Origin of the sequence: Bradyrhizobium sp. AUGA SZCCT0177 (genome assembly GCF_018130125.1) — a bacterium.
Lineage (GTDB): Bacteria > Pseudomonadota > Alphaproteobacteria > Rhizobiales > Xanthobacteraceae > Bradyrhizobium.
In genome coordinates this window covers 64510-89085 of sequence record NZ_JAFCMA010000011.1, presented here as the reverse complement: position 1 = coordinate 89085, position 24576 = coordinate 64510, and the positions used below count along the sequence as shown (strand labels likewise).

The following is a 24576-nucleotide window of genomic DNA, read 5'->3' as shown; positions in this document are numbered from 1 at the left end:
GGTAAACCGCCGCCTGTTTTCGTTCTTTCCTTCCGCAGCCAGCTGTGGGAGAGGAAAAGATAACGAATAACAGGAGAGAACGCCAATGCGGGCTGCAATCTTCCGGAACGGTGAGATCGTCGTCGACCAGATGCCGGAGCCCAAGCCGGGCCCCGGCATGGTGCTGGTCAAATCGTTGGCCTGCGGCATCTGCGGGTCTGACCTGCATGCGCGCAAGCACGCCCACCGCATGGTTGAACTTGCAAAACATTTTCCCGGCCGCAAGCCGATGGACCTTTCCCGCGACGTCGTGTTCGGCCACGAATTCTGCTGCGAAATTCTCGACTACGGCCCAGGCAGCACGCGAAAACTCAAGGCCGGCACCAGGGTATGTTCGCTGCCGGCGCTGCTGACCGCGGAAGGCCCGCAGGGCATCGGCTATTCCAACGACAATGTCGGCGCCTATGCCGAGCGCATGCTGCTCAGCGAAGCGCTGCTGCTGGAAGTTCCGAACGGATTGGCGGCCGAGCATGCGGCGCTGACCGAGCCGCTGGCGGTCGGCGTTCACGCGGTTGCGAAAGCCAATATCAAAGGAGGCGAAGTGCCGCTGGTGATCGGCTGCGGCCCGGTCGGGCTCGCCGTGATCGCCGCACTCAAGATCAGGGGATTGCACCCGATCGTGGCCGCGGATTATTCGCCGGCGCGCCGGGCGCTGGCCGAAAAGCTCGGCGCTGACATCGTCGTGGACCCTGCGCGCACCCAACCTTACACGACCTGGGCCGAGCACGCCGCGATGTCGCCGGAGGAAAAAGCCGCGCGGCCGCCGCTGCAGGCCCTGTTGCCGGCGCTGAAACCCGCGCTGATCTTCGAATGCGTCGGCATCCCCGGCGTGATCCAGCAGGTGTTCGAAGGCGCGCCGCGCGATGCGCGCATCGTCGTGGTCGGCGTCTGCATGGAGACCGACCGCTCCGAGCCGATGCTCGGCATCCTCAAAGAGCTCAACGTCCAATATGTGCTCGGCTACACGCCGGATGAATTCGCCTATTCCCTGCGCCTGATCGCGGAAGGCGAGGTCGATGCGGCCTCGCTGGTGACCGCAAGCGTCGGCATCGACGGCGTCGCGCAGGCCTTTGCGGATCTGGCCAATCCGGAGCGGCATACCAAGATCATCGTGGAGCCGTGGCGGTGATTCCGTCGTCCCGGACAAGCGAAGCGCGATCCGGGACCCATACGCCGCGGCAGTAGTTGTTGAGCACAATGCTCGACGGTTTCTTTCAAGAACAGATGACCGGGATTATGGGTCCCGGCGTTCGCCGGGACGACGACGTGATCCGTGTGTTAGGCAGGGCCGATGAACAGCACACCAGCCCTGCCAAAACCTCCCGTCGGTGCGATCGCCGCCGGTATCGTCCTCAGCGTCGTCATTCTCCTGCTATGGGCCCTGCAGCTGGTGACCGTGGCCAGCCTCGGCCAGAGCGATCCGGCGGGCAACGGCCTGGCGCAGGCCTATGCCGCGATCCAGATGATCGTGCTGTGGCTGCTGCTGATGGTCCTGACGATTCTCGCCGGCGCCAGAGGTGTAGCACCCCGGGCCGCTAAAATTGCCGCGCTTGTCATCGTTCCGGCTTCGGGTCTCGTTACGTCCGCGGCCGCCGGTTTGCTTTCGCGGCCTTTCGTCTCGCCGTTTTTGTGGCCAATCGTTGTTCCGGCGCTGGTTCCGCCGCTGATCGTTATGTGGTGTCTGTTCGCGCTGTCGGCTGCGCGGTTGCGCACAGGCACCATCCGGATTGTGGGCGGCGCCCTGCTGGCGATGGCCGTTGCGGTTTGCCTCTCGATCTGGCCGCTGTCGCACATGCGCAAGGCGGTGGACGATCAGGAGGCCGCCCGGCTGCAGCAATACGATACCGATCTCGCGCGCGTGGCGGCCAATGCGCCGCTATGGGAATGGACGCCGTTCCTCGACACGCGTGACGGGACCAAGCAACAGAAGGTGCTCGACGATATTCGCAAGCTCGATCAGCGTCAGGTCCAGGCCGAAGCGATGCTTAAGCGTGGTGACTTTCCGCTTCGCTACCTCGCCTTCTTCGATCTCGATCCGACGCCGGCGCTGTGTGCGAAAGCCCGCGCGTTGCTCGGCAAGCGCGCTGAATCGCTGATGCTTGATAGCGCCAAGCCCCAACCCTATGCCGCGATCGCCGACCAGGTATCCGCTGCGCTCGCCGCGATGGGCTGGCTGGTCGGATATGGCTGTTCCTGCGATGCGGAATCGACGGCGTGGGAAACCATGGCGAAGGCGTATACCGACCCCAGCTACGACGTTCATCGCCTGGCCGAGCTTCGTCACCCCAAACAATTGGGACGAACTGCGCGGGAGCGTCCGGAGCGCTTCTCGATGTTGAACGCGCAGTCGCATTTGCGGGGATGGCTCAGGTTTGTCGATGAGGCGGGCCTGCAGGCGCAGGCGCTGGCCGGCGCCCGCCAGGTGGGCAGCCGCACCGCCGACGCCGTCGAAATCCTGCGCGACAAATACGACGAGGAAAGCCGCTGGAAACTGCAGCGCTTCCTCGTCAGGCTCGACCTCGAGGCGACGCAGCCTCTGTGCATGAACGCGCTGAGCGAGCTGCACGCCCAGTTTGCAAAAATCTACCGCCCGGCGCCGGCCGACGAGCCGCGGCCCTATTCCGAACTGCTGCAACGGCTCGGGACCAGCGAGCAGCTGCCCAATCTGATGTGGCTGGCGCGCCATGGCTGCACTGCGGCGGCCGAACTGGATGACGCCATCGCACTGGTCAGCGCATATCAGGACTCGGCCGATCGGGCGAAAATGCTGGCAACGCTGACCGCGCTTCGATCGGCGCGTTAGCGTCGTGGCCGCCGCGCTATATGCCGGACGAATTCGCCTATTCCCTGCGCCTGATTACGAAAGGCGAGGTCGATGCGGCCTCGCTGGTCGCCGCAAGCGTCGGCATCGACGGCGTCGCGCAGGCGTTTGCGGATTGGCCAATCCGGAACGGCAAACCAAGACCATGTTGGACCCGTTGCGCTGATACGCTAATTCATTTCCCCTGGAACACGGCGGCGCGGCGCTCGATGAAGGACTGGATGCCTTCGCGGGCGTCAGCGCTGTGCAGGACCCGGTCGCGGATCGCGGGAATGTAACCGATCGCGGCTGCTTCGCCGTGTTCGATATATTTGGCGGCTGCTTCCTTGGTGACCTGGATGCCGAGAGGCGCGTTTTTGGCGATGATTGCTGCGAGTTCAAGTGCGCGCTCGATCTGCCGGCCGGCGGGCACCACCTCCTGCACCAGGCCGATCTCGCGCGCCCGCGCCGCACTGAACTCGTCGCACAGCATTAAATGATACATCGCGTTGCCCCAGCCCATGCGTGACAGGAAACGGAAATGTGCACCTCCAAACGGTGCAATCCCGCGTTTGGATTCCATCTGGCAGAACCGGCTGTCGTCTGCGGCAACGACAACGTCGCCCGCCAGCATCAGCTCGATGCCGATCGTGAACACGATACCTTGCACGGCGGTGACGATCGGTTTGCGACAGCGCTTCTGCAGCCCGAACACGTCGACGTTACCTTCCTTGAGGTTGCGCTTCTCGGCGTTGGGCCCAAAGAATTTCGGCATGTCCAGGCCCGCGGTGAAGTCGTTACCTTCGGCGGAGATGACGCCGACCCACAGCGCGTCGTTGTTGTGCAGTTCGGTCAGCGCGTCCGACAGCTGCTCCATCATCGCGGGGGAGAAAGCGTTCTTCTTGGCGGGATTGTCGATGATGATTCGGAAGATGCGGCCGTGCGTTTCGGTGCGGATCGTGCCTTCGGTTGTCATGGCGATGTTCCTCTTGCGCAATACGATCAATGCCGGATGCGACGATTATCGTTCGTAGCGGACGGCGAGGGCGGTTCTGACTCGGCCGCGCGCTCCGGCGCGAAGGCGGACGGCCCCTGATCCAGAAGGTCGAGGAACGACAGCACGCCGCCGCGCGAGCCCCAGTTGCCTTCATCGATGACGCGGAAATTGATCCACCAGGCCGGCGACGGCTTTTCCAGCCCGCAGGCCTCGGCTAGCGCCGCGAACAAATTGCGGATCACCCTGGCGCGGTCCTCGCGTGTCCAGCAGCAATCCATGGCCGCGACGTCGATCAGCATGGCGTCGCTGGCCTTGTCGCACAGCAATTCGCCGCCATGTGCCATCATGTCGAGCGGCCGCTCGCTGAAACAGACCTGGTAGCCGCGGCGCGCCTCGGGCGAGAGCTTGCCGACCTCCGGCACCAGCACCGCGTCGGTCAGCGTTATGGCGAGCTTGCGACGCTGCTCGACATTCAGCCGTCCTTGCGGGGCCATTACATGAATGAAGGTCATCCGCTTCCTCCTAAATATCGACTATGTCATATGACATAGTTCGAAGCCGTTGGCTATGTCAAGCGTCATAGTGTACAAGATCGGCAACAGGAGAGGGCTCATGACGTCCAATACCCGCGCCAACATGGTGGCTGGCGCCGCCGACTTGATCAGCCGCCGCGGCGTCAACGCCACCAGCATGCGCGAGGTGGTCCGCCACACCGGCACGCCGCGCGGCTCGATCAGCCATCATTTTCCGCGCGGCAAGCTGCAACTCGTCGAGGACGCCATCGCCTTTGCCGGCAGCCAGGTCAGCGGACCGTTACGGCATCTGACCGAGAACCGCGGCGTGCAAGACGGCCTGCGCGCTTTCATCGCGCTGTGGCGGCAGACGCTGGAGAAGACCAAATTCCAGGCGGGATGCCCGGTGTTGGCGGTCGCGGTCGAGCAATATGTCAACGATGCCGAAGGCGCGCCGGATCCTGCGTCGCAGCGGGTGTTGCTCGATCTGGCGAACGGCATCTTTGCCGACTGGCAGGAGATCATGGACTCCGGCCTGCGGCGCGAGGGCGTGACCCCGGCGCGGGCGCGGCGGTTGGCAACGCTGATCGTCGCCTCCGTCGAGGGCACGGTGGCGATGTGCCGTGCGGCGCGCAACGCACAGTCGCTCGATGATGTCAGGCAGGAACTGGAACAGGTTTTGGCGGCGGCGCTGCGAAAGGAGTGAGGTGCCACCCTCACCGGTAGGTCGCCTGCACGGTCCCGAACGGACCGAAATCCGCGACAAAAGTCTCGCCGGGTTTTGGCCGCAGCATGCCAGTCAGCGTCCCGGTGCTGACGGTCTGTCCGGCCTTCATCCCGATGCCGGTTCGCGACAATTCGTTGGCGAGCCAGGCCAGCGGGATCATCGGGTGATCGAGTGCTTCGGCCGCCATGCCCTGCCGCCGCAGCGTGCCGTTGCAGGTCAGCGTCACCAACTGACCTGCGACGTCGCGCGTTTTCCAGTCTGGTATCGCAGGTCCGCACATGATCGTGCCGGCGCCGGAGCCGTCAGCGAGGATTGCAGGCAGCGGCGGAAACGCTGCGTCATGGACGAAGCGGCATTCGGCGAGTTCAATCCCGGTGTGCAGCGAGGCCACCGCCTCGGTCACTTCCTCGACGCTGTAGGGCTTTTCCCGTGGCGGCAGGTCGGCGCCGAGCCGAGCCTGATATTCGACCTCGGGGATCGGGCTGCAGCATTTGGCATGCTCGACGCTGGCCGGCGATGTCAGGATCGGTGCGTAGACGCGGCCGTAGATCGGGGAGTCCGTGCGCAACGCGCGTTGCAAGGCCGGCTTCTGCGCGGCGATCTTCCAACCCGTGACCTCCCGTTCCATATAGTGCTCGACAAGCCGCGCCACGGCATAGGCCGTCGCCTTGTCGGGCGGCACGAGATTCGTGGCCAATCCGCTCTGCTGGCGGCCGTCGCGGCGAAGCGCGGCGAGAAGGCGGGCGAGTTCATGCTGGCGGGCGTCATCCATCGGATCACCTCGAGGAAGGAGGCCCCGCATTCCGGGGCGCTGTGACCCGCCTTTAGGATTGTGTTTTGCTCCTAGCAAACGATTATTTTGCCAGTAGTATTGAGTTAAACTCAACAGATGCCATAGTCGCTCGATGTCTTGGCGCCGTCTGCCCCCGCTGCATGCGATCCGCGCGTTCGAAGCTGCCGCGCGCCATCGCTCGATGACGCGCGCGGCTGAAGAACTCGGTGTCACGCCGGGGGCGGTGAGCCGGCACGTGCGCGCGCTGGAAGAACATCTGCAGAAGGCGCTGTTCTTGCGCGGGGCCACCGGCCTGACGCCGACGTCGGCGGGCGAGGCGCTGGCGCTGGCGACGCGCGACGGCCTCGATCGCATCGCCGACGGCGCCAGCGGCGTCCGGCTGCAGCGGCTGCGGCGTCTGTCGATCGGCGTCTACGGCTTTTTCGTCTCGCGCATGCTGCTGCCGCTGTGGACCGAACTCCGCTCCGCGCATCCCGAACTCGCGATCGATCTTCACACCAGTCCGAATCCTCTCGACCTGCTGCCCGGCCGCTATGACGCCGTCATCGCGGTGTCCGACGCCGCGCCGCGCGCCGGCTTGATCACCCATCCCCTGGTCCCGATATCGACCGTTCCGGTCTGTGCGCCGCGCTGGCTCAAGCGCGGGCCGCTCGATTTTGCCGCGGTGCCCCTATTGCATGCGCGTCCGCGGCCAGACGACTGGCGCCGCTGGCTCGACCATGTCGGCTTCGGTTCGGTGCCGGCGCAGGGCGGCAGCAGCTTTGAGAGCATCGGGCTCGCGATCGAGGCGGCGGCTGCTGGAATGGGTGCGGCGATCGCGATCGAGGCGCTGCTGCCGCACGATCCCATGCGGCGCAAACTCGTAATCGCTCATCCGGTCGTGCGTCCCACCCGCCGTTCCTTCGTGCTGCAGTACGAAGCGCGCCTTGTTGACGAGCCGGCGCTGTCCACCTTCGCGGACTGGTTGATGCGACGATTGGCGAGAGACCGCGCCACATAGCCGGGTTGTCAGGTCTGCCCGATTGCGTATTGTCGCACCGGTCAAGAACAAGGGTAGGGGAGACTTTCGATGATCACGCTGACCGCCAGGGACGTCCTACCGCAAGACGGCGCCAATGGCACGCTGGTTGGGCGGGTGTTTTTGCCCGACGTGGCGGGCCCCGCGGTCGTTGCAGTTCGCAATGACGGCGTGTTCGACGTCAGCACGAGCTTTTCGACGGTCAGTGCGCTGTGCGAGGAGGCCAACCCCGCGAACGCGCTGCGCGACACCGCGGGGATGCGGGTCGGCGATCTCGAAAGCATCGTCGCCAACACGCCGCCCGATCGCCGCGACAGGGCAAAGCCCTGGCTGCTGGCGCCGCTCGACCTGCAGGTCCTCAAAGCCGCCGGCGTCACCTTTGCGATCTCGATGCTGGAGCGCGTGATCGAGGAGCGGGCGCGCGGCAATCCGGCCTCGGCGGAAGCGATCCGCAAGGAAGTGGTGCGGCTGGTCGGCGACGACCTTTCAAAGCTCAAGCCTGGCTCGGGCGAAGCGATGAAGCTGAAGGCGGTGCTGATCGAGCAGAACGCCTGGAGCCAGTACCTGGAAGTCGGCATCGGTCCGGACGCCGAAGTGTTCACCAAGGCGCCGACGATGTCTTCCGTCGGCACGGGCATGGATGCCGGCCTGCATCCGAAATCGACCTGGAACAATCCGGAGCCGGAAGTCGTGCTGGTCGTGTCGAGCCGCGGCGCGATCGTCGGCGCGATGCTCGGCAACGACGTCAATCTTCGCGACTTCGAGGGGCGCTCGGCGCTGCTGTTGTCGAAAGCCAAGGACAACAACGCCTCCTGCGCCGTCGGCCCGCTGCTGCGGCTGTTCGACAATGGTTTTTCGCTCGATGACGTGCGCAAAATGGATGTCGGGCTGACCGTGAAGGGACAGGACGGTTTTGTCCTCGACGGCCATTCCTCGATCAGCAAGATCAGCCGCGATCCCACCGACCTCGTCGCCCAGACCATCGGGCCGGTGCATCAATATCCCGACGGCTTTGCGCTGTTCCTCGGCACCATGTTCGCGCCCGTGAAAGACCGCGATGCGCCGGGCGAGGGCTTTACCCACAAGCGCGACGACATCGTCACGATCTCGGCGCCGCAGCTTGGCAAGCTTGTCAACCGCATGCGCACCAGCGACGAATGCGAGCCCTGGACGTTCGGCATCGGCGAACTGATGCGGAACCTGGCCAAGCGGAAGGTGCTGTAGCGTTGCTTCGTAGGGTGGGCAAAGCGCAAGCGTGCCCACCATTTCGCTTCGTGCAGGTGATGGTGGGCACGGCGCAAGGGCGCCTTTGCCCACCCTACGATGTCTGTGATTACGGCATCACGAGCGTAATGACACCGTCGTCGACGGTGCCGCCCTTGATGCCGTCGCGCGCCATCTCTTCGATGACAGGCCATTTCTCGCGGAACAGAACCGATGCCTCCTGCATGCTTGGCGCGTCGACCTTGACGCAGCAGGCCCGACGTTCACCGTCATTCGCGATCTGGAAGAAGAAACTGTAGCCACCCGGTTCCCCATCGCCATTCATCTGATTTCGTTGTTGTCGCATTCAGTGTCCCCTGATTTGCGTCGATCGGAGACCAGTTGCGTTTTCAATTTGGATTTTCGTGCGGCGCGATTGTGTCGCCGGAAATTTTCGCCGCACCTGTTGCAAACATAAGACAATTGGAACCAGCACAGCTCTGCGAACTGCCCATCTCATTGGCAGATGCCTGAGTGTTGTTCAGCGGACTAGAGCCTTTTCCGTTCCGATGGAATCGGAACGGGGCTCTAGATTCTGCTTTGACGCGTTTTCTTGACGCGACCCGGTGTCCACTTGGCTGGAAAACGCTCTACCGCCACATCCCGCGCATGCGAGCACCGACGTCAATGCGCGGACCGTTGCTTGCGGGCCGGGAAGCGGCTCCCGTCACCGCGAGCGGCCAGGTCGTCTTGTCGAACAAGGCGAGCAGGCGATCGGGAATGAAACGGGTTCTCGACGCATAGACGTGGCGGTCGCCCTTCGCGTGCTGCCCGTGCGTGAAGAAACGCTGTGGGACGAGAAGATGCAGATCATCCTTGGCCCTGGTCATGGCGACGTAGAGCAGCCGTCGTTCTTCTTCGATCTCGGCCGTCGTTCCGGTACCGAGGTCCGAGGGCATGCAGCCGTCGACCACATTGAGCACGAACACCGACTTCCACTCCTGGCCCTTGGCAGAGTGAATCGTCGACAGGATCAAATAGTCCTCGTCGAGCAGGGGAACCCCGGCCTGGTCGCTGGTGGCGTCGGGCGGATCGAGCGTCAGTTCGGTGAGGAAGCGTTCACGGGAAGCATATCCGCTCGCGATCTGTTCAAGCTGGACAAGATCGGCCCGGCGGGTTTCGGCATCCTCGTGAATTCGATCCAGATGCGGTTCGTACCACAAACGCGCGCGTTCGAGATCGGCAGGCCAGGTTGAACGGCGCAGGTCCGCAATGACGGCGGTGAATGTTTTCCAGTCCTCGCCGGCGCGCGGCGGGATTGGCGCCCGGGCAAGCGCTGCAATCGGATCGGGATCGTTGGCCATGTGATCAAGCACGCGCTGCGCCGAGGCGGGGCCGACGCCCGGGATCAGGTGCATCAGCCGAAAGCCGGCCACACGATCTCGCGGGTTCTCGACGAAGCGCAGCAACGCCAGCATGTCCTTGACGTGGGCAGCGTCGAGAAACTTGAGGCCGCCAAACTTGACGAAGGGGATGTTGCGCCGGGTCAACTCGACTTCCAGCGAACCGCTATGGCTGGATGTCCGGAACAGAACGGCCTGCTCCTTCAGCCGCGCGCCGGACTCCCGGTTCTCCAGAACGCGTTCCACGATGCAGCGCGCCTGGTCGGCTTCGTCGCGCACCGTGACAAGCTGGGGTTTTGTCCCCGAATTCCGGTCGGTCCAGAGATTCTTGGTGAAGCGCTCGCGGGCCAGATCGATCACGCCATTGGCCGCGGCCAGAATGGCCTGTGTCGACCGATAGTTTCGATCAAGCGTGATGATGCTGGCCGGTGGCGAGAATTGTGTCGGGAAGTCGAGGATGTTGCGCACCGTCGCAGCGCGGAATGAATAGATCGCCTGCGCATCGTCGCCGACGACGGTGAGGCCGTGGCCGCCGGGCTTGAGTGCCAGCAGAATGGACGACTGCAGGCGGTTGGTGTCCTGGTATTCATCGACCAGGACATGGTCGAAGCGGCCGCCGATATCGTCGGCGATTTCAGCATCTTTCATGGTCTGCGCCCAGTAGAGCAGCAGGTCGTCATAATCGAGCACGTTCTGGCGCTGCTTGGCCTCGACATAGCCGGCGAACAATTCTTTCAATTCGGCTGCCCATCCGGCGCACCAGGGGAATGAAGCCCCCAAAACCTGCTCGATCGGCGCCTCGGCGTTGACGCATCGCGAGTAGATCGAAAGACACGTACCCTTGGTCGGGAAACGGTTTTCGGTTTTGGAGTAGCCGAGATCATGCCGGACCAGATTCATGAGGTCGGCTGAGTCCTCGCGGTCGTGGATCGTGAAGGCGGGGTTGAGGCCGATCTGGTCGGAGTATTCGCGAAGCAGACGCGCGCCGATACCGTGGAAGGTGCCTGCCCAGGCCAGCGCATCGGTCATCACGCCGGCATTGTCACCCATCACCTTCCGCGCGATCCGCTCAACGCGCCTGGTCATTTCGGATGCAGCACGGCGTGAAAACGTCATGAGAAGAATGCGGCGGGGGTCGGCACCGCTGACGATCAGGTGGGCCACGCGATGCGCAAGCGTGTTGGTCTTGCCGGATCCAGCTCCGGCAATCACCAGGAGCGGCGCAACAGGGCCCGGTCCGATCGCGCCATGCTCGACCGCGCGGCGCTGTTCCGGATTGAGATTGTCGAGATAGGCAGCGGCAATTGACACGAATGGTTCGTCCCCAGGAGCGAATCAACGGTCACTGATTCTCGCTTTGTTCGCAATGATCCCGCGCCACTGCCGGGCAGGGAACTCAGCAAGTTCCAGGGCGTTTGAATGGGATATGCGTTCTCATTCAGCAGAGGTGATAACTGCTTCAACGTGCATCCATTCTCGTCCCTGGCCAGACCATCTGGAAAAAGGGCGAAGCAAGCCGGGTGGCTGTGCTGAACGACGCGGCCGAATATTTCGCGGCCCTGCGGGACGTGCTGCTCCGCGCGGAGCGGCAGGTCTATATCGTCGGCTGGGATATTCACAGCGAGACCGACCTGGTGGGGCCGTCAGGCCGTGCCGAAGATGGATTGCCGGTCAAGCTCGGCGCCTTCCTGAAGGCCTTGCTGCAGAGCAAGCCGGCGCTGCGCATCAACATCCTGACCTGGGATTTCGCGGCGCTGTATGCCGCGGAGCGCGAATGGAATTCCGCTGCAAAATTCACCGCGGGCTGTGACGGACGACTTTGCTTCTGCCTGGATGCCTGTCTGCCCCTGGGCTCCGCCCAGCATCAGAAGATCGTCGTGGCCGACAATGCGATCGCCTTCGTCGGTGGCCTCGACCTCACGATCCGCAGGTGGGACACCAGCGAGCACCGTCTCGACCATCCGTTGCGCCGCGATCCCGACGGCAAGCCTTACCCGCCATTCCATGATGTCCAGTGCATGGTCGAGGGCCCGGCGGCAGCCGCGCTCGGCGAAATCGCAATGGCGAGGTGGACGGCGGCCGGCTGCACCAGCGAACCTTTGCTGCCCGTCGCAGGCGATCATTGGCCGGCATCCGTACCGGCGCAGGCGCAAGCGATTACGGCCGGCATCGCGAGAACCGAACCGAAAACCGAGACCTGCGAGGAAATAGATGAGGTCGCCCGGTTGTTCGAGGCCTCGATCAACGCGGCGAACCGCTTCATCTATATCGAGAACCAGTTCACCAGCGCCAACGAGATCGCGCGCTCGCTGGCGCGGCGGATGCTGGACGTTCCCGCGCTGCGTGTTCTCATCGTGACCCCGAAGGGGCATTCGTCATGGTTCGAATCCCAGGCGATGCAGGGCGGCCGGGAAGGCTTCCTCGATCCGTTCGTTGCCGCCGGGGTTACCGATCGCCTTCGTATCCTTTATCCGTCGGTCGCCGATGAGAAATCATCCGCAGCGGTGATGGTGCACAGCAAAGTCATGATCGTCGACGACGGCTTTCTCCGCGTCGGCTCCGCCAATATCAACAACCGCTCCATGGGGGCGGATACCGAATGCGACCTGGCGTTCGAGGCGACGTCCGAACGTCACCGTGATTTCATCCGCAGCCAGCGGCGCCGCTTGATCGGGCATTTTTGCGGGCTTGACGAAGCTGTCATCGCGGACAATGAGGACGATTTGTTTGGATTTATCGACCGCCATGCGGCGAGTGGCGCGGGCAGGGCGCTGGTGCCGATCGATTTCGAACATGCGCCGGCGCTGATCGGCATCGTCCAGCCGCTCGCGGATCCAAGGCATCCGCTCAACCTCCAGCGCGCCGCGCGGCGGATGTGGAACGGGCGTACCGTGATGGCGGCGGCCGGCACCGCGGCCGCGCTGGCGGGACTGGCCCTTGCCTGGCGCTATACGCCGCTGAGCAACTACACCGATCTCGGATACGTAGCCTCGCTGATTTCGCAGCACGCGCAATCGGCATTCGCGCCGCTGTATGCGGTTGCGCTGTTCGTGCTGGGCGGGCTGGTGGTATTTCCGGTGATCGTCCTGATTGCCGCGACGGCGGCGGCGCTGGGGCCCTGGATCGGCGCCCTGAGCGCCACGGTTGGGGTCCTCTTGAGCTCGCTGCTGCTGTTCATGATCGGCCGTCTCATGGGTCACAAACGCCTTCAGGCGGTACTCGGCGCCCGCGCCTTGCGCGTTCAGAACCGCATCACCGGCCGCGGCGTTGTCGCGGTGGCGATGATCCGGATGGTCCCGATCGCTCCCTTTACGCTGGTCAACCTTCTGGCTGGCGCGAGCCAGCTCCGACTGAGCGACTTTCTGATCGGAACCCTGCTTGGAATGGCGCCGGGCATCATCACGATGGCCGCGCTGGGCGCGCAGATCGCGGACTTCGCCAGGAATGCCTCATGGTCGAACATCGTGCCGCTCGGCCTGACCATCGTGCTGTGGATCGCCGTTTGTCTCGCGGTCCAGTTCCTGGTGACCTGGCTGAGCGGTCGGCGAACGTGACGGGTACGCTGCGCGTGATGACATGGAACGTGCACGGCACGTTCAATCTCAATCCCGACTTCGACCTTGAAGGTGTCTGTTCGGTCATTGAGAAATGGTCGCCTGACGTCGTGGCCCTGCAGGAAGTCGACTCGCGCGGACGCCTCGACGATGTGTTCGGACGGCTGGCGGACGCCGTAGGCGAGCACCGCGTGGAAGCCCACTCGATCGTCACGCAGGATGGTCACTATGGCCAGGTCCTGCTGAGCCGATGGCCCTTCGCCTGCGAACCCACAGTGACCGACGTCTCCTATCAGGAGAGGGAACCGCGCCGGGCGATTTCCGCGCGCATCCTCGCGCCGATCGGCGAGGTGAATGTGGTGGCGACCCATCTTGGTCTGAGCATGCACGAACGTTACGCGCAGGCGCAGGCGCTCGCCGCGCTGGTGAATGCGCCATGGACCATCGTCCTCGGTGACTTCAACGACTGGTTCTGGTTCAAGTCCGTGCGCCGGGCCCTGGCAGCGCGATGTCCGGTTCGAACGCGCCTGCGGACGTTCCCGTCGCGATTCCCCGTCCTGCGCCTCGACCGCGTCTACGCCACCCCGAGCGGGACGATTGTGAAGGCGTGGACCGATCACGAGGCGAGGAGTTGTTCAGACCATCTGCCGGTTATTGCGGACATCGCGTTTTCTCATGATAATTTGTGATATCGGTTGATAATTCCAACTGTGCGATCGCCGCCATGAATGATTTGCGCATCCGGCCGATGCGGCCGGACGACATCTCGATAGCCGTCGACTGGGCGGCGGCCGAAGGCTGGAACCCGGGCTTCGCCGACGCCGCCTGTTTCGCAACCGTTGATCCCCAGGGCTTTTTCATCGGCGAGCTCGATGGCGCTCCGGCGGCGACGGTCTCCTGCGTCAATTACAGCGATCATTTTTCCTTCCTCGGTTTCTATATCGTGCGCGCGGATCTGCGCGGCCGCGGCTACGGGTTGGGGATATGGAACGCGGCCATCGCGCATGCGGGCCCGCGCGTGATCGGGCTCGACGGCGTGGTCGCGCAGCAGCAAAACTATCGGCGGTCCGGATTCGAACTGGCTTATGCCAACATCCGTTATGGCGGCACCGTCGCGGCCCCGGCCGTGCCATCTGGCGTCGTCGCGCTGACCGAACTTCCATTGGCGGCCGTGGCGGCCTACGACGCGACCGTGTTTCCGGCGCCGCGCACCGCGTTCCTGCGCGCCTGGATCAACGCGCCCGGGCATAGCGGTCGCGCCCTCGTGCGCGATGGCGCGCTTGCCGGATGGGGCGTGATCCGCGCATGCCGGAAGGGCCACAAGATCGGCCCGCTGGTGGCCGACGATCGCGCCACGGCCGAGGTCGTTCTATCGGCTTTGCTGGCCAGCGTGGGCGGCGGCGAGATATTCCTCGACGTTCCCGGCATCAACCGCGACGCCGTCGCGTTGGCGCAGGATCTGGGGCTCACGCCGGTGTTCGAAACGGCGCGGATGTATACCGGCACGATCCCGCCGTTGCGGCTGGAACGGGTGTTCGGCGTTACGACGTTTGAGCTCGGGTAGCGGCGCTATTCTGCGGGCGCGAGCTGTCCGCCAGGTCGTGTCGCCGCGGTCTCGCGCACCCGGACCCGGGCACGGCGCTTGCGCCACCAGATCACGACGCCGGTCACCGACAGCGCCGCAACCACCAGCCCCATGATCGAGATCAGGATGCGGCCGGGCAGCCCGACGATACGGCCGGAATGCAGGGGGAACTGCGCCTGCACGAAGATGTCGGCGGCGGTGCCGACCCACGGCAGCCGCGCGCCTATCGGACGCCCGTCCTCGCTGTCGTAGTAAAGCTGCGCCGGTCCGACGCCGCCGCTGCCGTGATCGTCGCCGGGGTGGAAGAAGCCCGCGGCATACACGCCGTGCGCCGGACCGTAATTGATCGAGCCGACCGGCGTGGTCCAGCCGCGGCTCTTGCCGTCGGCCGCCGCACGTGCGGCGATGTCGGCAAAGCTGACCTTGGGTTCGATCGGATCGTCGAGATGCCGGTACGGACGCTGCTCATAGGGCGTCGGGGTATAATCCGACACCGTCTTCATCAACGGCGAGAACACCTCGAAATACAAATTGAGCGAGAACGCCGTGAAGGCGATCACGAACAGCAGCGCCCAGGTCCACAGGCTGAAGGCGCGGTGGATGTCGAAATTGATCCGGTAGGTGCTGCCCGAGGTTTTGATCTTCCAGGCCGGCGCCCAGCGCACCCAAAAGCCACGGCCGAGCTCGCGCTCGACGGCAGGTGCGCGGCCCGCCCGGGCGCGGCGACGCGACGGCAGCGTCAGATAGAAACCGACGAAGCAATCGATGGTCCATATGATGGCAATGACGCCGAGCACGCGCATGCCCCAGCGGTCACTGCCCCAGAACTCCGGAATGTGCATGGTGTAGTGCAGCTTGTAGAGGAACGAGACGAAGTTCTCGCGCGTCACCGGCCACACCGCGCCCCAGTAGCGCCGGCCGAGCTCTGCGCCGGTGTTGGGATCGAGGAATATCTGGTTGTAATCGAGGCTGAATCGCTTGCCGGTGGCGGGATCGATCCGCGGCAGCACAAAGAACCACAGCGAGTGGTCCTTTTCCGGCGTCATGAACATGTGGATGACGCGCGCGCGGGGATCGCGCTGCTCGATCAGGTTGACGAGATCGATGGAGGGAATCGCCGGACCGCTGCTGGTCACGTCGAACAGCTGCTTGTTGAGCGCGTCGTCGATCTCGTGATCCCACGAGATGATCGCGCCGGTAATGCCCGAAAAAAACAGAAAGCCGGCCGTGAGAAGGCCGGCCCAGCGATGTAGTCGCCCGAAGATCGATCTCATGGCGTTCGCCCGTTCTGTTGGGGTTGCCTCACCATCGATAGGTTACCTTGCCGATCGCCTTGCGCCCCTCCGCGTAGAAGCATCCCGAGAGGCTGTAGCAGGCAGCGACATAGCGCGTGTCGGCGAGATTGGTGACGTTCAGCGACAGGCGCCAATTGTCCTTGTTGTAGGCGAGCAGCGCATCCAGCACGGTGGCCGCTTCGACCTTGAAGGTGTTTTCGTTATCGCCCCAGGTCGCGCCGACATAGCGGATGCCGCCGCCGAACTGGACCCCGGCAAGCGGCCCGCTCCGCAGCGTGTAGTCGCTCCACAGCGAGGTGCGGTTGAGCGGCACCGTGGGGGGCGCCTTGCCGACATTTACCGGGTCCTGCGTGATCACGGCGTCGACATAGGCGTAGGCCGCGCGCAGGTTCCAGCCGTCGGCCAGCGACACCGTGCCTTCGAGCTCGATGCCGCGGGACTTCACCTGGCCGGTCTGTTCAGCGGTATAGAGCGGTGGCGGGTATGTAACGACGTTGGAGCGCGTCAGGTCGAACGCCGCGAACGTGAACAGGGCGTTCAGGCCGACCGGCTGGTACTTGACGCCTACCTCATACTGAACGCCGGTCTCCGGGTTGAGCAACTGGCCCGCCGCGTTGGTCGCCAGCACCGGCAGGAAAGATTCGGAATAGCTGAAATATGGCGCGATTCCATTGTCGAAATTGTACATGACCGCTGCGCGGCCGGTGAACGCCGAGGCGTCGGTCGTGGCCGAGGTGTTGAAGAGACCGCTGTCGACCTTCGTGGTGACGAAATCCTGGCGGCCGCCGAGCTGGAACGAGAGTCGGCCGAGCTTGATCTGGTCCTGCGCGTAGAGCCCGACCTGCGATTGCTTGATGCCGGTGTTGTCGCTCATGGCCCCAATGGTCCAGTCGTAGCTGTAGACCGGGGTGAACACGTTGATCTCGGGGGCCGAGGTCGTCACGCTATACGCGGTGTCGCGGAATGAGGTGTTGCGGTAGTCTATGCCCACCAGCGTCGTGTGGCTGAGGAAGCCGGTGGTGAACTTGCCCTGCAGCTGATTGTCGACCGCGAAGGAATTGATGTACGAGTTGCTGGTGCTGCCGTAGCGCGCAAGCAGACCCGCAGCCTCGTTGGTGTAGCCGCCGCCATAGAACACTTTTTCTACGTTGTGCTGGTAGGCGTAGCGCAGATTCTGCCGGAAGGTGACGGCGTCGCTGAAGTCGTGCGAGAGCTGGTAGCCGGCGGTCGCGATCTCGGTGTTGAAAGCGTCGAAACTGGGCACGCCCGCGAAAAACGAGACCGGGATGGTGCGGCCGTTATTGGGCCACACCGTGCCCGAAGCCGGCAGGAACTGCAGCCCCCATCCTGCCCTGTCCCTCTGATAGTTGGCCAGGAAGGTGATGGTCGTATCCTCGTTCGGCTTGAAGGTGACGGCCGGCGCGATGAAGACGCGGTTATCCTTGGTGAAGTCGACCTGGGTCTCGCCATCGCGAACGACGCCGGTCAGCCGCCACAGCACGGTGCCTTCCTTGTTGGCCGGACCGCCCATGTCGAACTGGCCCTGATAGCGGTTGAAGCTGCCGCCCGAGATCGAGACTTCACCGAACTGTTGCGCGGTCGGCAGCTTGGTAACGTAATTGAGGATGCCGCCGGTGCCGCTACCGCCATACATCGCCGACGACGGCCCCTTGAGGACCTCCAGGCGCTCGGCACCGTATGGATCGAGACCGTTGAAATGTACGTAGTTGCTGGATGGCACCCGCAGGCCGTCGATGTAGAGTCCCGGCATGGTCATGTCGAAGCCGCGGATCTGCAGGCCACCGAAGCGCGTGTCTGAACCGCCGTTGACATCGCCGCTGACGCCGGCGGTGTAGCGCAACGCCTCACCGATCGACACCGCACCCTGGTTTCTGACCTGGTCGGTGGTGACGACGGAAATCGACTGTGGCGTTTCGATGAGCGCCGTGTCGGTCTTGGTCGCGGTGCCGGAGCGGGTCGCGACGAAGCCCTGCACCGGACCATTGGCGCGCTCGCCGGCGCCGGGACCCGATGGGATCGCAGCCGGCGCCGCTTGCGGCGCGCGGGCGGTGCGATTGGCGCGTGCGCCGCGCGTGGTTGCCGCGCGGCGGGATGGTTGGGCCGTGGCCGGGCGCGCCCGCTGCTGCGGCGATTCCACTGTGATTGGCGGGAGTGACGACTGCGCCAGCGCGGCGCCCGTCGGCAGGACGAGGGCAAATCCGCTGACTGCCCCGAGGCAGATCATCCGTGTCAGCTGAAGTCGAGTGGCGGAAGGCGAGTGGAACTCTTTTGGTCTCACGCTGCGTGTATCCTGAAGCCTGCCGGCTTGGCCGGTACGATTTTTTGAGGCCTCGCTCTAACGCAGGCACCTTCGCAGCGCGATGGGTGGTTACTAGAATTGCTCCAGATTGAGCAGTTCCGTTTACGGGTGGCCGCAACTGACGTGTGCAGACCAACAACGCAAATGCGGGCTAGCGCGGGCAATACTTTGGCAATCGCACGTGCGGTGGGATGCGGTGGCCGCTGATGTTGCGACTGACGAGCGTGGCTGAAGCGGACCGGGAAGTCGTGTGGTCCTGACGCCGCGATGCTGGCAATTCCGCCGTTGCGGCTGGAGCGGGTATTCGGCGTTACGACCTTTGAGTTGGGATAGCGGTCGGCGTTGCGGGAACGATCGGCCATATCAGCTGTTTATGAGATCACGAGCATCTTGGAGATGCAGCACGGTCGGCGATTGGCACCCGATGCTTGCAACGGAGCGGCAAAAAGCCCCGGCTGCTTTCAGGAGGAGCGAGATGGCCATCCATTTCAACCACACGATCTTGTCGACCCGCGACAGCAAGGCCTCGGCTAATTTCCTGGCCGAGATGCTGAATCTTCCGGCCCCGACGCGGTGGGGGCCATTTCAGATGGTCGCCACCGAAAACGGAGCCAATCTCGATTACATGGACACCGACGGCGAAATCACGCCGCAGCACTACGCCTTCCTGGTTAGCGAAGCCGAATTCGACGAGATTCTCGGCCGGATTACGGATCGAAAGCTGTCCTACTGGGCCGATCCCGGGCGGAGCCAATCAGGGGAGATCAATCGTCACGACGGCGGACGCGGTGTCTATTTCCAGGACCCGAACGGCCACCTGCTTGAACTTATCACCCGCCCGTATGGCAGCGGCGGGTGGAATCCTTGAGGTCCGGTCGTGCGACGTCCGCTCCACTTCCAGAGCAGACATCGCACGGCACTTGGACGTGATCATGGTTTACGATCGTCGAAGCACCGAGGCTCTCGGATATCGAGAACCGCCGCTACCTCACCGCGATCGGTGACACGGTCGAGCCGGAGCCGCCCTGAATCTTGAGCGGCTGCATCACGAAGGCGAATTCTCCGACGCCCTTTTGCGCGAGTTCGTCAAGCTTGAGGTTCTCCAGCAGGTGGATGCCGTTCACCACCAGCGCGATCTGGTGCACCGGCAGCGACAATTGCTTGTCGGGGTTGGGCGAGACTTCGACTGGCCAGTTGTCGGCGCCGAGCAGCATCGGGTCTTTCGTGGCGAGCCAGAGCGCGGCCGGCACGCCGATGCCCGGGCAGGATTTCACGTAGCGCGGATTGTCCTTGCCGTAGATCTTGCCCCAGCCGGTGTGGATGAGCACCGCGTCGCCGGGCTGCAGCGTCAGGTTTTGCTTCTTCAGCGCGCCTTCGAGATCCTCCACGGTGATTTCGTAATTGTCGCCCAGCATCTCGACGCCCTTGAAGCCCGCGACGTCGATCAGGACGCCGCGCGTGAACAGCGTGCCGACATTGTGGATGCCGAACTTCTTGAAGCCGTTGCGCTCGGCGTTCTCGTCGACCTTCTGGCAATTGTACCAGCTGTTGAGATGGGTCTGGTGTGCAAAGCCGTCGAACTGCGTGCCGACCTGGCCGAGTTCGGTGACGACGAGCTCTTCGTTCGAACCGCGCATGTTGGAGAACTGGTTCATGAAGGTGCGCTTGGTGTGTACGTCGAAGCGCCGTGTCCCGAAAAACGGCATGCTGGGACCGAGCACGTATGCGAGCTCGATGACCTCGCCGCTCTTGATCAGCTTCGCGGCGTTCATCACGGCCGCTGGTTTCTGGTGATTGGCCGAACCGCGCTCGTCGGCGGCGCCCCATTTCGAGGGGCAGCGCTGGCTTTCCGCCGGAACGGTCCAGCTTGGCGCTTGCGCATAGGCGGCGGCGGAAAACGCAAGCGTGATCGCCGCACCCAAAGTGAATGCTTTCATCCCAATTCCTCCCAAGAGCGGGTGCTCTGGAAAACGGCACCCCAGGATAGAGTATGCGGGTCCCGTCCGAGCGGTTCAAGGCATGACAACCTGCCTGAGACGATCTGCCATCCGGGCGAGGTAATCCATGATGCCCAAGCAAACCATGCACCGCAGCAAACAACATGGTGCTGCTTCCGACGAAAAAACTCGCTAGATTGAAGCAGCCACGTGCTCGCGATTCGGAGGAGCCATGTCAACACAGCGCCGGCGAGGCTTGCAGGGTGCGGGTCCAGCGAAGCGAGCGACCGTCGATAAATATCCTGCCCGGCAATTTCCGATCCAACATGAAATTCAGAAATTGGAAGGAGAACTGAATGCCTTCAACGACCGGATCGCAGAATTGGAAGATGAAGGCCACCGCGGTCATGCGATGAACGTGTTGAAGGCAAATGCGATAGATCTTGCGCAACGGATCGACGAACTTCGCAGCGTGCTGGTCGAACCCACAACGAGAGGTCGGCCTGCGTAGGCCGCTCCAAGCGATGCCCTCAGGCTCAGTCTCTGATGCCTCGGGCTCAGTCTCTGATGCCTCGGGCTCAGTCTCTGATGCCCTCGGGCTCAGTCTCTTAGAGCTTTCTCGTGAGCTTTTAGCGCGGCAGCCATCAGCTTCGGCAGGCTCCTGGCATAGGACTCAATGAATGCCGCATCGCCGCACGCTTGAGGGGCGCGGGCGGCCTGCTCGGCGATGCGAGCGGCCTTCGCCTCGCACTTCGCGAATATGTGCCAAAACCATTCCGGCTTTTTAGCCATCGCATGCTTATGCCTCTTGAGGACTGCGGCCCCAACGGCGCTCATCGCACTTACCGCACCCGCGCTCAGAGTACTGAGGGCTTGCGCGCTGATGATATCTTCGCGCGTTTGCGCGGGGCCGGCGGATGCGGTTGCTCGAGCTTTGGTCGGCATGATCGGCTCCTGATGCGCCCCATCGATTGCACCCAGCATCAGCCCGCGAAGTTGAGGAACACTCAATTTAAATAGGTTGCGAACCGTTTTGGATTTCGCTCCGTTTTATCTTTCTTTTTAGGTTCCCGAAGGCACTGCTTCAAAGCAGTGCAGGCGCGGACACGGACGGTCGTGTCGCCGCTTGCGCCGCCGGGCGCCTCATTTTTCCAGCCCTCGGGCGATCTTGCCCTTGATCTTCTTCGCTTCGGCTGGATCGGGCTTGAGCGACAACGCCTGTTCCCAGGATTTGCGTGCCTCGTCCTGGCGTCCCGCCCGCCAGTGCACATCGCCGAGATGGTCTCTTATTTCGCTATACGTTGGTTCGAGAGCGGCCGCGCGCTCCAGGACCTTGATCGCCTCCGGGTAGTCGCCGAGGCGGTAGTGCGCCCAGCCGAGGCTGTCGAGCATATTGCCGTCGTCCGGCCTGAGCTTGACGGCCTTCTCGAGCAGCGCCAGGCCTTCCCTGAGCTTGAGCTTCCGCTCGACCCAGTTATAGCCGAGTTGATTGAGCACGTCGGGTTGATCGGGGTCGAGCTCCATCGCCTTGAGAAAATCCGCTTCGGCCTGCGGCCATTTGCCGAGCCGCTCAAAGCTCACGCCGCGGTAAAGCCAGTAGGTCCAGTGCGCCTTCTCCGGCTTGCCGGCCAGTTCGATCACCTTGCCGTAATCCCTGGCGGCGCGATCGAAATCGCTCTTGCCGCGCCAGGCATCGCCGCGACCGCTATATGCCCGCAGATTTTTCGGATCGAGGCGGATCGCCTCGCTGAAATCCTTGATGGCGCGGTCGTTGTCGCTCTTGCTGGCGTAGACGCTGCCGCGATTGGCATAGGCCGCCGTATCTTTCGGCCTGAGGCGGATCGCCTCGTCGTACTCCTTGATGGCGCGGTCAGAATCGCCCTTGGCGACGAAAACAGCCGCGCGATTGAAATAGGCGGACACATATGTCGGGTCGAGGCGGATCGCCTCGCTGTAGTCAGCGATGGCGCGGTCGTTATCGCCTTTCTCCCTGTGGAGATTGCCGCGATTGTAATAGGCAATCACATATTTCGGATCGAGGCGGATGGCCTCGTCGAAATCCTTGATGGCGCGATCGTTATCGCGCTTGTTGGTGTAGACGACGCCGCGATTGTAATAGGCCTTCGCATCTTTCGGATCGAGACTGATCGCCTCGTCATATTCCTTGATGGCGCTGTCGTAATCGCCCTTGGTGACGTAAACCACCCCGCGATTGAAATAGGCCGCCGCATATTTCGGGTCGAGGCGGATCGCCTCGTTGTAGTCCTTGATGGCGAGGTCGTGATCGCCCTTGTCCCTGTAGGCGCTGCCGCGATTGAAATAGGCAACCACAAATTTCGGATCGAGGCGGATCGCCTCGTTGAGATCCTTGATGGCACGTTCGTTGTCGCCCTTGTTGGAGTAGGCGCCGCCCCGATTGCTGTAGGACGTCGCATTTTTCGGATCGAGGCGGATCGCCTCGGCGAAATCCTTGATGGCGCGGTCGTGATCGCCCTTTTCGGAGTAGGCGTGTCCGCGATCATTATAGTCGTCGGCATTCTTTGGGACCAACGCCGTTTGTCCCGCTCTCGGCCGCAGCCGCGCCGCCTCGTCGAAATCCTTCCTGGCCCGGGCGGCGTCTCCCTTGTTTTCATGGGCCCGCCCGCGGATCTCATAGGCAAGCGCATATTTCGGATCGAGGCGGATCGCCTCGTCGTACTCCTTGATGGCGCTGATATAATCGCCTTTGAAGAAGTAGGCGCCGCCACGATGCAAATAGGCGCTCGCATCTTTCGGATTGAGGCGGATCGCCTCGCTGTAATCCTTGATGGCGCGGTCGTGATCGCGCTTGCTGGTGTAGGCAAGCCCGCGATTGAAATAGGCCTCCGCAAAATTCGGATCTAGGCGGATCGCCTCGTCGTGATCCCTGATGGCGCGGTCGTTGTCGCCCTTGCCGGAGTAGGCATTGCCGCGATTGCTATAGGCATCCGCCAATTTCGGATCCAGGCGGATCGCCTCGTCGTGATCCCTGATGGCACGGTCGTTATCGCCCTTGCTGTGGTAGGCCTTGCCGCGACCGGTATAAGCAAGCGCATATTTCGGATTGAGGCGGATCGCCTCGTCGTAATCCTTGATGGCGCGGTCGTAATCGCCTTTCAAGAAGTAGGCTCGACCGCGGGCGTTATAGGCACGTTCAACTTTCGGATCGAGGCGGATCGCCTCGTCGTAGTCCTTGATGGCGCGGTCGTTATCGACGGTGCCGTAGGCATAGCCGCGATTGACGTAGGCGTTGGCGCGGCTTGTCTCGCTCTCGGCCGCGCCGCGTCCCAACACCTCCGTGCATCCGGCGATCTTGCGTTCCTGATCGGCGATTTGACCGCAATCCTCCCACGCTTTGTCCGCCGCGCGGGCCGGCGACGCGAGCAGGGGCAGGAGCGCCGGAGCAAGGAAAAGGGTGAGGAAAAGGCAACGCCGAAACATCTCGTACTCCATCCAAAGCGCGTAGGGGGAGGCGGCGCGGCGCATATTGTCGTCACGGCGTGGATCGCCCCCCGGGTATGGCCAGCATAGCCTGCGACGAGAATGAGGCCGCTCGCGCGATTGCGCAAGGCGAAGATGAAAGGCTCGTCCATGCCCATGTGCATTCTGTCGTCTTGTTCGAGCGCGTGCGGCCATGGCGGGCAACTCACCGTTACTTACCGGAAATAGCCGCCGCCCTCTTTCGAACGGCCGCTACTGGCCGCAAAGGAGACGTTAATGCGCAAACAAATGCATTTGAGCTCGTGACTGATTGCGAATGAACAGGACCAATGTTGTGCATGCCGATGCATCGATGCGCAGGGTTTGAAACGCCTCTCTCAAGATTTGACGAAATCGCGCGATGGCGTACTTCAAATATTGCCGATTGGCTCCAATGAGCATCAGGCGCGACTGTCTGATCCGGGATCTGGTGCTGTAAGGGGCGGAAAGGGATTGAAGCACTATGAGGTGGTGGACTTCACTCCTCGTGACCTCTTCCGGTTTCTGCTAGGTTATCTTCGGGGCCTTCGGTCACGTTGGACGGAGCAGGCCCCCTCGCGAAGGGCGTCGTCATGGCGTCGTAGTTACTCGCAAGACGCAACAGTCGTTTCTTGATGAAGGGGTCGGCTTCGTTGGCAAGTTGCCTGATATGCCGGGCTCGGTCTTTATAAAACGCGTCGTCCATAAAGATCCCCAAATGCAGCAGGTCCGGCATCCAGCGGCTAGTGGCTTGGAACGATTAGCAGAGCCCTGAAGACGCTCGTGTGAACGAGATCACAAGAGCATGCAAAATGAACGATCAGTGGAACTTTGGCGGCTCGGCACGAATGTTTGTCGCGCGAAATGGAGTTGGTAGCCTGATAGCAAAGTGCAACGGACCATCGGGCGCAAACGG

The 24576-nt window shown here is 63.1% G+C and carries 21 protein-coding genes; 10 read left to right on the top strand and 11 right to left on the bottom strand.

What is annotated here, in order from left to right:
* Positions 1–85 precede the first annotated feature (85 nt).
* Together JQ597_RS14995 and JQ597_RS14990 are read left to right on the top strand one after the other, a co-directional pair.
* Positions 86–1168, top strand: coding sequence for a zinc-binding dehydrogenase (locus tag JQ597_RS14995; RefSeq protein ID WP_212265041.1), 1083 nt, complete (start codon positions 86–88; stop codon positions 1166–1168).
* Between the two features lie 162 nt (positions 1169–1330).
* A complete protein-coding gene (locus tag JQ597_RS14990) occupies positions 1331–2842 on the top strand; it encodes a threonine/serine exporter family protein (RefSeq protein ID WP_212265040.1) in 1512 nt (503 codons plus the stop codon).
* Between the two features lie 193 nt (positions 2843–3035).
* Here JQ597_RS14990 and JQ597_RS14985 read toward each other — a convergent pair whose 3' ends face one another.
* Together JQ597_RS14985 and JQ597_RS14980 are read right to left on the bottom strand one after the other, a co-directional pair.
* Positions 3036–3815, bottom strand: a complete 780-nt coding sequence (locus JQ597_RS14985; RefSeq protein WP_212265039.1) for a crotonase/enoyl-CoA hydratase family protein — start codon at positions 3813–3815, stop codon at positions 3036–3038.
* A gap of 26 nt (positions 3816–3841) precedes the next feature.
* Complete coding sequence (locus JQ597_RS14980) at positions 3842–4348, bottom strand: tautomerase family protein (protein ID WP_212265038.1); 507 nt, start codon at positions 4346–4348, stop codon at positions 3842–3844.
* 100 nt (positions 4349–4448) lie between these two features.
* Between JQ597_RS14980 and JQ597_RS14975 the strand changes: the two genes are divergently transcribed.
* A complete protein-coding gene (locus tag JQ597_RS14975; RefSeq protein WP_212265037.1) occupies positions 4449–5054 on the top strand; it encodes a TetR/AcrR family transcriptional regulator in 606 nt (201 codons plus the stop codon).
* Positions 5055–5064: 10 nt separating this feature from the next.
* On the opposite strand, the gene JQ597_RS14970 is transcribed toward JQ597_RS14975, so the two are convergent.
* Positions 5065–5847, bottom strand: a complete 783-nt coding sequence (locus tag JQ597_RS14970) for a 2-keto-4-pentenoate hydratase (RefSeq protein WP_212265036.1) — start codon at positions 5845–5847, stop codon at positions 5065–5067.
* A gap of 133 nt (positions 5848–5980) precedes the next feature.
* Here JQ597_RS14970 and JQ597_RS14965 point away from each other — a divergent pair, with 133 nt between their 5' ends.
* Positions 5981–6868, top strand: a complete 888-nt coding sequence (locus JQ597_RS14965; RefSeq protein WP_212265035.1) for a LysR substrate-binding domain-containing protein — start codon at positions 5981–5983, stop codon at positions 6866–6868.
* A 69-nt stretch (positions 6869–6937) separates the two neighbouring features.
* Positions 6938–8110, top strand: coding sequence for a fumarylacetoacetate hydrolase family protein (locus JQ597_RS14960; RefSeq protein WP_212265034.1), 1173 nt, complete (start codon positions 6938–6940; stop codon positions 8108–8110).
* 109 nt (positions 8111–8219) lie between these two features.
* On the opposite strand, the gene JQ597_RS14955 is transcribed toward JQ597_RS14960, so the two are convergent.
* A complete protein-coding gene (locus JQ597_RS14955) occupies positions 8220–8456 on the bottom strand; it encodes a hypothetical protein (protein WP_212265033.1) in 237 nt (78 codons plus the stop codon).
* Between the two features lie 283 nt (positions 8457–8739).
* Positions 8740–10803 carry an ATP-dependent helicase gene (locus JQ597_RS14950; protein ID WP_212265032.1) on the bottom strand — a complete coding sequence of 688 codons (2064 nt, stop codon included), beginning with the start codon at positions 10801–10803 and terminating at the stop codon, positions 8740–8742.
* A gap of 209 nt (positions 10804–11012) precedes the next feature.
* Between JQ597_RS14950 and JQ597_RS14945 the strand changes: the two genes are divergently transcribed.
* From JQ597_RS14945 to JQ597_RS14935, 3 genes are read left to right on the top strand one after another with little or no spacing between them, the layout of a single operon-like run.
* Positions 11013–13046, top strand: coding sequence for a VTT domain-containing protein (locus JQ597_RS14945; protein ID WP_212265031.1), 2034 nt, complete (start codon positions 11013–11015; stop codon positions 13044–13046).
* Positions 13043–13735 carry an endonuclease/exonuclease/phosphatase family protein gene (locus JQ597_RS14940; protein WP_312010979.1) on the top strand — a complete coding sequence of 231 codons (693 nt, stop codon included), beginning with the start codon at positions 13043–13045 and terminating at the stop codon, positions 13733–13735. Before JQ597_RS14945 ends, JQ597_RS14940 begins: the two co-directional genes overlap by 4 nt.
* 35 nt (positions 13736–13770) lie before the next feature.
* A complete protein-coding gene (locus JQ597_RS14935) occupies positions 13771–14610 on the top strand; it encodes a GNAT family N-acetyltransferase (protein WP_212265029.1) in 840 nt (279 codons plus the stop codon).
* 5 nt (positions 14611–14615) lie between these two features.
* On the opposite strand, the gene fsrB is transcribed toward JQ597_RS14935, so the two are convergent.
* Positions 14616–15905, bottom strand: a complete 1290-nt coding sequence (fsrB, locus tag JQ597_RS14930; protein WP_212265028.1) for a siderophore utilization protein FsrB — start codon at positions 15903–15905, stop codon at positions 14616–14618.
* A 28-nt stretch (positions 15906–15933) separates the two neighbouring features.
* Complete coding sequence (locus tag JQ597_RS14925) at positions 15934–17922, bottom strand: TonB-dependent siderophore receptor (protein ID WP_212265154.1); 1989 nt, start codon at positions 17920–17922, stop codon at positions 15934–15936.
* Positions 17923–18721: 799 nt separating this feature from the next.
* On the opposite strand from JQ597_RS14925, the gene JQ597_RS14920 reads away from it, so the two are divergent.
* Positions 18722–19114 carry a VOC family protein gene (locus JQ597_RS14920; RefSeq protein ID WP_212265027.1) on the top strand — a complete coding sequence of 131 codons (393 nt, stop codon included), beginning with the start codon at positions 18722–18724 and terminating at the stop codon, positions 19112–19114.
* Positions 19115–19229: 115 nt separating this feature from the next.
* Here the strand turns inward: JQ597_RS14920 and JQ597_RS14915 are convergent, their stop codons facing one another.
* The gene (locus JQ597_RS14915) at positions 19230–20183 is read right to left on the bottom strand and encodes a cyclase family protein (protein ID WP_192734797.1); all 954 of its coding nucleotides are present in this window, start codon (positions 20181–20183) and stop codon (positions 19230–19232) included.
* A gap of 232 nt (positions 20184–20415) precedes the next feature.
* On the opposite strand from JQ597_RS14915, the gene JQ597_RS14910 reads away from it, so the two are divergent.
* Positions 20416–20694 (top strand): hypothetical protein, encoded by a 279-nt coding sequence (locus JQ597_RS14910; protein WP_212265026.1) that lies wholly within the window; start codon positions 20416–20418, stop codon positions 20692–20694.
* Between the two features lie 89 nt (positions 20695–20783).
* Here JQ597_RS14910 and JQ597_RS14905 read toward each other — a convergent pair whose 3' ends face one another.
* The 3 genes from JQ597_RS14905 to JQ597_RS14895 form a co-directional block, all read right to left on the bottom strand.
* Positions 20784–21128, bottom strand: a complete 345-nt coding sequence (locus JQ597_RS14905; RefSeq protein WP_212265025.1) for a hypothetical protein — start codon at positions 21126–21128, stop codon at positions 20784–20786.
* A 198-nt stretch (positions 21129–21326) separates the two neighbouring features.
* Positions 21327–23642 (bottom strand): tetratricopeptide repeat protein, encoded by a 2316-nt coding sequence (locus JQ597_RS14900; RefSeq protein WP_212265024.1) that lies wholly within the window; start codon positions 23640–23642, stop codon positions 21327–21329.
* Positions 23643–24159: 517 nt separating this feature from the next.
* Entirely contained in the window at positions 24160–24366 is a 207-nt protein-coding gene (locus tag JQ597_RS14895; protein WP_212265023.1) for a hypothetical protein, read from the bottom strand.
* Between the last annotated feature and the right edge of the window lie 210 nt (positions 24367–24576).